This window comes from Frankia sp. CcCS3 (assembly GCF_977927575.1).
In genome coordinates this window covers 1-7,921 of the sequence record NZ_CDWRCL010000192.1, presented here as the reverse complement: position 1 = coordinate 7,921, position 7,921 = coordinate 1, and the positions used below count along the sequence as shown (strand labels likewise).

Annotated in this window: 10 protein-coding genes; all 10 read right to left on the bottom strand. The window is 68.6% G+C overall.

From position 1 onward, the window contains the following. Nucleotides 1-737, bottom strand: a 737-nt coding sequence (gene rpsC / locus AC08OQ_RS15270) for a 30S ribosomal protein S3 (RefSeq protein ID WP_476612136.1), incomplete at its 3' end; no start/stop codon positions are given. After that, nucleotides 737-1,174 (bottom strand): 50S ribosomal protein L22, encoded by a 438-nt coding sequence (rplV, locus tag AC08OQ_RS15265; protein WP_476591751.1) that lies wholly within the window; start codon nt 1,172-1,174, stop codon nt 737-739. The genes rpsC and rplV, both read right to left, overlap by 1 nt. Further along, complete coding sequence (rpsS, locus tag AC08OQ_RS15260; protein ID WP_011435043.1) at nt 1,167-1,448, bottom strand: 30S ribosomal protein S19; 282 nt, start codon at nt 1,446-1,448, stop codon at nt 1,167-1,169. The genes rplV and rpsS overlap by 8 nt, the downstream gene beginning before the upstream one ends. A 93-nt stretch (nt 1,449-1,541) precedes the next feature. Then, nucleotides 1,542-2,375, bottom strand: coding sequence for a 50S ribosomal protein L2 (gene rplB, locus AC08OQ_RS15255; protein WP_011435042.1), 834 nt, complete (start codon nt 2,373-2,375; stop codon nt 1,542-1,544). 46 nt (nt 2,376-2,421) lie between these two features. After that, entirely contained in the window at nt 2,422-2,718 is a 297-nt protein-coding gene (rplW, locus tag AC08OQ_RS15250) for a 50S ribosomal protein L23 (RefSeq protein ID WP_011435041.1), read from the bottom strand. Continuing rightward, nucleotides 2,715-3,452, bottom strand: coding sequence for a 50S ribosomal protein L4 (gene rplD, locus AC08OQ_RS15245; protein WP_462185691.1), 738 nt, complete (start codon nt 3,450-3,452; stop codon nt 2,715-2,717). Before rplD ends, rplW begins: the two co-directional genes overlap by 4 nt. Further along, nucleotides 3,449-4,156: a 50S ribosomal protein L3 gene (gene rplC, locus AC08OQ_RS15240; protein WP_462185690.1), complete on the bottom strand. Its 708-nt coding sequence runs from the start codon at nt 4,154-4,156 to the stop codon at nt 3,449-3,451. The genes rplD and rplC overlap by 4 nt, the downstream gene beginning before the upstream one ends. A 17-nt stretch (nt 4,157-4,173) precedes the next feature. After that, complete coding sequence (rpsJ, locus tag AC08OQ_RS15235; protein WP_007514815.1) at nt 4,174-4,482, bottom strand: 30S ribosomal protein S10; 309 nt, start codon at nt 4,480-4,482, stop codon at nt 4,174-4,176. A gap of 339 nt (nt 4,483-4,821) precedes the next feature. Next, entirely contained in the window at nt 4,822-6,015 is a 1,194-nt protein-coding gene (gene tuf, locus AC08OQ_RS15230) for an elongation factor Tu (protein WP_011435038.1), read from the bottom strand. A gap of 73 nt (nt 6,016-6,088) precedes the next feature. Continuing rightward, the coding region (gene fusA / locus AC08OQ_RS15225; protein ID WP_476612135.1) for an elongation factor G at nt 6,089-7,921 on the bottom strand (1,833 nt) is incomplete at its 5' end.

Here is a 7,921-nt window from a genome sequence, read left to right as displayed (position 1 = left end):
GCTTCGGTCCCGCCCTGGGTCGTGCCGGACGAGCCGGAACGCGGCCCGCGGCGCGGGCGCTCCCGGCGGGTCTGGCGCTGCAGCGCCTCCTGCGCCTCACGCTCGGCCCGGCTCTGGACGACGTCGCCCTTGTAGATCCAGACCTTCACGCCGATGCGGCCGAAGTTCGTCCGGGCCTCATAGAAGCCGTAGTCGATGTCCGCGCGAAGGGTGTGCAACGGCACCCGACCCTCGCGGTAGAACTCCGACCGGCTCATCTCGGCGCCACCGAGACGACCCGAGCACTGCACCCGGATCCCCTTCGCGCCGCCCTTCATCGCGGTCTGCATGGCCTTGCGCATCGCCCGGCGGAAGCTGACCCGGCTGGAGAGCTGCTCAGCCACCCCCTGGGCGACGAGCTGGGCGTCGACCTCGGGGTTCTTCACCTCGAGGATGTTGAGCTGCACCTGCTTGCCGGTGAGCTTCTCCAGGTCGCCACGGATACGGTCGGCCTCGGCGCCACGGCGACCGATGACGATGCCTGGGCGCGCGGTGTGGATGTCCACCCGCAGCCGCCCCTGGGTCCGCTCGATGTCGACCCGGCTGATGCCGGCCCGCTCCATGCCCCGCGACATCATCTTACGGATCTTCACGTCCTCGCCGACGTACGCCTTGTACTGCTTGTCGGCGTACCAGCGAGAGGTGAACTCCGAGGTGATACCAAGCCGGAACCCGTGCGGGTTGACCTTCTGCCCCACTACCGGGCCCTCCTTGTCGTCTTCGCGGTCGTCTTGGCGCCCCGGCCGGCCGCGGAGACCGGCTCCCGGCTCTCCACCACGACGGTGATGTGGCTGGTGCGCTTGCGGATCCGATAGGCCCGGCCCTGGGCGCGGGGCCGGATGCGCTTGAGCGTCGGCCCCTCGTCCACGTAGACCTCGCCGACCCACAGGGTGGCCGGATCGAGGCTGTGGTTGTTCTCGGCGTTCGCCGCGGCGCTGGCGACAACCTTGTACACGTCCTCGCTGGCCGCCTGCGGAGCGAACCGGAGGATGTCCAGCGCCTCGCCGACCGAGCGCCCGCGCACCAGGTCGACGACCCGGCGGGCCTTCGTCGGCGAGACCCGGACATAGCGGGCCGAGGCCTTGGCCCCGGGAAGACCGGCCCGGGTCAGGCCGTCAACGAGATCGTCAGCCACGGCGTGACCTCCGGTCCTCCTTGACGTGGCCACGGAAGGTCCGGGTCGGGGCGAACTCGCCGAGCTTGTGCCCGACCATGCCCTCGGTGATGAAGACCGGGACGTGCTTGCGGCCGTCGTGCACGGCGATCGTGTGCCCCAGCATGTCGGGGATCACGGTCGACCGGCGCGACCAGGTCTTGATGACGTGCTTGGTGCCCTTGGAGTTCTGCAGATCCACCTTCTTGAGCAGGTGGTCGTCGACGAACGGGCCCTTTTTCAGACTGCGTGGCATGGCTGTGTCTCCTCCTTCCTGCTCAGATCCGATGGGTGCGGCTGGTCGGCGGCGCGCTGGTGGTCGACGCGGCCCGGGGCCTGGAGATCACCACTACCGCCGCCTGTTCTGCTTGCGACGACGCACGATGAGCGCGTCGGACGACTTGCGGGTCGCGCGGGTCCGCCCCTCCGGACGGCCCTTGGGGTTGACGGGGTGACGACCGCCGGAGGTCTTACCCTCACCACCACCGTGCGGGTGGTCGACCGGGTTCATCGCGACACCACGCACGGTGGGTCGGCGACCCTTCCAGCGCATCCGGCCGGCCTTACCCCAGTTGATGTTGCTTTGCTCCGCGTTGCCGACCTCGCCGACCGTCGCGCGGCAGCGCACATCCACGTTGCGGATCTCACCGGAGGGCATCCGCAGCTGGGCGTAGGGGCCGTCCTTCGCGACGAGCTGCACACTCGTGCCGGCGCTGCGGGCGATCTTCGCACCACCACCGGGACGCAGCTCGATGGCGTGCACCACCGTGCCGGTCGGGATGTTGCGCAGCGGCAGCGCATTGCCGGGCTTGATGTCGGCGCCCACGCCGGAGCTGACCGTGTCGCCCTGCCTGAGCTTCACCGGCGCGAGGATGTAGCGCTTCTCCCCGTCGAGGTAGTGCAGCAGCGCGATCCGGGCGGTGCGGTTGGGGTCGTACTCGATGTGCGCGACCTTGGCCGGCACCCCGTCCTTGTCCCGCCGGAAGTCGATGACCCGGTACGCCCGCTTGTGGCCGCCGCCCTGGTGCCGGGTGGTGATCCGGCCGTGGACGTTGCGCCCGCCCTTGGAGTGCAGCGGGCGGACCAGCGACTTCTCCGGGTGGTCACGAGTGATCTCGACGAAGTCGGCCACGCTCGCACCACGACGCCCCGGCGTCGTCGGCTTGTACCTACGAATACCCATGGCTTCCTACCGTCCTGGACCCACCGCCGCCGCGGAGCGCACGCGCTCAGGCACCGGGGCCTCCGAAGATCTCGATCGTGTCACCGGGAGCCAGGCTCACCAGGGCCCGCTTGGAGGCGGACCGGTGTCCCCAGCCGTGCTTGGTCCGCTTGCGCTTGCCCTGCCGGTTGATGGTGTTCACCCGCAGGACCCGCACATTGAAGATCTGCTGGACCGCGAGCTTGATCTGGGTCTTGTTCGCGTCCGGACGCACGATGAAGGTGTAGACGTTCTCGTCGAGCAGGCCGTAGCTCTTCTCGGAGACGACCGGCCGCAGGATCACGTCACGCGGGTCGGGAATCACTTGTTCTCCTCCGCCCCGGCCACACCTTCGGTGCCCGCGGCAGCCTCGGTCCCGGCGGTAGAGGTCGCCGGACGGGTGTCACGAGCAAGGAATGCGGCCAGCGCCTCCTCAGTGAAGACCACGTCGTCGCTCACCAGCACGTCATAGGTGTTGAGCTGGCCCGGGTCGAGCAGGTGCACCGCCGCGACGTTGCGCAGGCTCTTCCAGGTCAGCTCGTCCGAACGGCTCGCCACCAGCAGCACCCGGCGGGTGTCGGCGATCGTCCGCAGCGCGGTGATCGCGCTCTTCGTCGACGGCGCCTCGCCGGAGACCAGCGAGGACACCACGTGCACCCGGTTGTTGCGGGCCCGGTCGGACAGCGCGCCGCGCAGCGCGGCGGCCTTCATCTTCTTCGGGGTCCGCTGGTCGTATCTGCGCGGCGTGGGGCCATGCACGGTGCCACCGCCGGTGAACTGCGGAGCCCGCAGCGATCCCTGCCGGGCCCGGCCGGTGCCCTTCTGCCGATACGGCTTACGGCCACCGCCGCGGACCTCGCCGCGGGTCTTCGTGTCGTGCGTGCCCTGGCGGGCCGCCGCGAGCTGCGCCACCACGACCTGGTGGATCAGCGGGACGTTGAGCGGCACGTCGAACACGCCACCGGGCAGCTCGACACTGCCGCCGTCGCCCCCGTTCGGCGCGTGCACCGCGACGGTGCGCGTGGTGACGCTCGGGTCGGATGTGGCCACCCGGCTCATGCCGAGACCTCCTCACCGGTATCGGCCGGCTCGGCCGCCGGGGCGATGGTCTCGGGCGCCGGGCGCTTGGCCGCGCTGCGCACGAGGACCAGACCACCGTCCGGGCCGGGCACCGCACCCCTGACCAGCAGATAGCCGCGCTCGGTGTCGACGGCGTGGATCGTCAGCCCCGAGGTCGTTGTGCGCACGTGACCCATCCGGCCGGCCATGCGCAGGCCCTTGAACACGCGACCGGGAGTGGCGCAGCCGCCGACCGACCCCGGCGAGCGGTGCTTGCGCTCGACGCCGTGCCCCGCGCCCAGGCCCTTGAACCCGTGACGCTTCATGACACCGGCGAACCCCTTACCCTTCGAGGTGCCGGTGACGTCGACGACGGTCCCGGCGGAGAACACCTCGCCGGTCAGCTCCTGGCCGGGCCGGTAGTTGCCGGCGTCGGCGGTCCGCAGCTCGACGAGGTGGCGCCGAGGCGTCACCCCACTGGTGGCGAAGTGGCCGCGAGCGGGATTGTTGATCTTACGCGGGTCGATCTCGCCGTAACCGAGCTGCACGGCCGAGTAGCCGTCCGAGTCAGGCGTCTTGACCTGCGTGACGACGTTAGGTCCGGCCTTGATGACGGTGACCGGCACGACGCGGTTGTTCGCGTCCCATACCTGGGTCATCCCGAGCTTGGTGCCCAGGAGCCCTCTGTAGTTGCGGATGAGCATGACTGCGCCGGCCCCTCTTACAGCTTGATCTCGATATCGACGCCGGCGGGCAGGTCGAGGCGCATGAGCGAGTCGACCGTCTTGGGCGTCGGGTCAAGAATGTCGATCAGCCGCTTGTGCGTCCGCATCTCGAAGTGCTCGCGGCTGTCCTTGTACTTGTGCGGCGACCGGATGACGCAGTAGATGTTCTTCTCCGTCGGCAGCGGCACCGGTCCCGCGACCTGCGCGCCCGTCCGCGTCACCGTCTCGACGATCTTCCGCGCCGAGCTGTCGATGACCTCGTGGTCATAGGCCTTGAGCCGGATGCGGATCTTCTGTGCCGCCATGGTGGGCTTCGCCTGTCCTGTCTGTCTCGTCCGGCCGGTATCGCTACCGGGTCACCGCCCGTAGATCCTCACCGCCGGCCGCGCGGCGAGCCTGGCACCGCGCCGCCGGCGGAAAGAATCTGCCGGTTGTACCGCTGTCTCGTGCCGGTCCCGCTCGACGTGTCGACCGGGACCGGGCTGCGTCCCTTACCGGCGGCCGGTTGTCCTCGGCAGCCGAGTCTCGCGAGAGCCCTGCCTGGCCGGGGCGACCCCGCCACACGTGGAGCCGGGCCCCGTCTGGTCAGGCAGCGCAGTGGGCGGTGGGTCCGTACACACGCCCGGACCCACCGCCCACGGCTACTACTTGAGAACCTTCGTGACCTGGCCCGCGCCGACGGTCCGGCCACCCTCTCGGATGGCGAAGCGCAGACCCTCCTCCATGGCGATCGGCTGGATCAGCTCGACCGTCATCTCGGTGTTGTCCCCCGGCATGACCATCTCCGTGCCCTCGGGGAGGGTCACGACGCCGGTCACGTCGGTGGTGCGGAAGTAGAACTGCGGGCGGTAGTTCTTGAAGAACGGCGTGTGCCGTCCGCCCTCATCCTTGTTGAGGATGTAGACGCGAGCCTCGAACACCGTGTGCGGGGTGATCGACTTCGGCTTGACGATGACCTGGCCGCGCTCGACGTCCTCACGCTTGATACCGCGCAGGAGCAGACCGACGTTGTCGCCGGCACGCCCCTCGTCGAGCAGCTTGCGGAACATCTCGACACCGGTCACGGTGGTGGAGGTGGTCTCCGGCTTGATGCCGACGATCTCCACGGTCTCGTTGACCTTGACGATTCCGCGCTCGACGCGGCCGGTGACCACGGTGCCACGACCAGTGATCGTAAAGACGTCCTCGATCGGCATGAGGAACGGCCGGTCGATGTCACGCTGCGGCTCGGGGATCGACTCGTCGACCGCCGCCATGAGCTCGAGGAGCTTGGCGCCCCACTCCTTGTCGCCCTCCAGCGCCTTGAGCGCGGAGACCCGGACGACCGGAACGTCGTCGCCCGGGAACTCGTACGAGCTCAGCAGCTCCCGGACCTCCAGCTCGACGAGCTCGAGGATCTCCTCGTCGTCGACCATGTCGGCCTTGTTCAGGGCGACGACGATGTAGGGCACGCCGACCTGGCGGGCGAGGAGCACGTGCTCCTTCGTCTGCGGCATCGGGCCGTCGGTGGCGGACACGACCAGGATCGCGCCGTCCATCTGGGCGGCACCGGTGATCATGTTCTTGATGTAGTCGGCGTGTCCCGGGCAGTCGACGTGCGCGTAGTGCCGGGTGTCGGTCTGGTACTCGACGTGGGCGATCGAGATCGTGATGCCGCGGGCCTTCTCCTCCGGCGCCTTGTCGATCTGGTCGAACGGCGTGAAGGGGTTGAGGTCCGGGTAGGCGTCGTGCAGGACCTTGGTGATCGCCGCGGTCAGGGTCGTCTTGCCGTGGTCGATGTGACCAATGGTGCCGATATTGACGTGCGGCTTCGTCCGCTCGAACTTCTGCTTCGCCACGGGTGTCCCTCCAAGGACGGGTGGTGTCGTGCAGTGTAGTCAGGTAGGGGTGTTGCTCACGCCGCGAGGGCGTTCACTCTCCCCGGGCCTTGGCGATGATCTCCTTGGCGACGTTCGCGGGAACCTCGGCGTAGGAGTCGAACTGCATGGAGTAGCTCGCCCGGCCGGAGGTCTTCGACCGAAGATCACCAACGTAGCCGAACATCTCCGACAGTGGCACCAGCGCCCGTACGATCCGGGAACCGCCCCGCTCCTCCATCGCCTGGATCTGCCCACGGCGGGAGTTCAGGTCGCCGATCACGTCACCCATGTGGCCCTCGGGGGTGGTGACCTCAACGGCCATCAGAGGCTCGAGCAGCACCGGGTCGGCCTTGCGGGCCGCATCCTTGAACGCCATCGAACCGGCGATCTTGAATGCGAGTTCGGACGAGTCGACGTCGTGGAACTGGCCGTCAAGCAGGGTGACCTTGACGTCCACCAGCGGGTAGCCGGCGAGCACACCGAACTCCATGGCCTCCTGGCAGCCCGCATCCACCGAGGGGATGTACTCCCGGGGGATGCGACCACCCGTGACCTTGTTCTCGAACTCGTAGCCGCCGCCGTCGCCGCCGGAGGGCTCCAGGTTGATGATCACCCGGGCGTACTGGCCGGATCCACCCGTCTGCTTCTTGTGGGTGTAGTCGACCTTCTCCACCTTGCGGCGGATCGTCTCCCGATAGGCCACCTGCGGCTTGCCGACGTTCGCCTCGACACCGAACTCGCGGCGCATCCGGTCGACCAGCACGTCCAAGTGCAGCTCGCCCATGCCGGCGATGATCGTCTGACCGGTCTCCTCGTCGGTGCGGACCTGGAAGGTCGGGTCCTCCTCGGCGAGGCGCTGGATGGCGGCGCCCAGCTTCTGCTGGTCGGCCTTGGTCTTCGGCTCGATCGCGACGTGGATGACCGGCGCCGGGAACGTCATCGACTCCAGGATCACCGGGGCGTTCGGGTCGCAGAGCGTGTCACCCGTGGTGGTGTTCTTCAGCCCCACCACGGCCACGATCTGTCCCGCGCCGACGCCCTCCCGGTCCTCCCGGTGGTTGGCGTGCATCTGCAGGATCCGGCCGACGCGCTCCTTGCGGTCCTTCGTCGAGTTCAGCACCGGCGAACCACCGGTCAGCTTGCCGGAGTACACCCGGATATAGGTCAGCTTACCCACGTACGGGTCACTCATGATCTTGAAGGCGAGCGCGGAAAACGGCTCGTCCTCGCTCGGCTCCCGGCGGACCTCGGTCTCCTCGCCGCCGACCGCATGGCCGACGGTGGCGCCGATGTCCAGCGGGTTCGGCAGGAAGTCGACGACGGCGTCGAGCATGGGCTGGACGCCCTTGTTCTTGAACGCCGAACCGCACAGCACCGGGTTGACCTTGCTCGCCAGGGTCGCGCGGCGCAGGGCGGCGATGAGCTGCTCCGTGGAGGGCTCCTCACCCTCGAGGTAGAGCTCCATGAGCTCGTCATCGTTCTCGGCGACGGTCTCGAGGAGCTTGTCGCGCCACTCCTGCGCGGCCTCGAGGTGATCCCGCGGGATGTCGACGGTCTCGTAGGAGGCGCCCTTGTCCTCGGTCGTCCAGAGGAGGCCCTTCATGCGGACCAGGTCGATGACACCGCGGAAGTCGGCCTCCACGCCCCACGGGAGTTGGATCACGGCCGGCGTCGCGTCGAGCCGGTCGATCATCATCTCCACGCAGCGGTGGAACTCGGCACCGACCCGGTCCATCTTGTTGACGAAGGCGATACGCGGGACGTTGTAACGGTCGGCCTGCTTCCAGACCGTCTCGCTCTGCGGCTCGACTCCGGCGACCGCGTCGAAGACCGCGACCGCACCGTCGAGGACCCGCAGCGAGCGCTCCACCTCGACGGTGAAGTC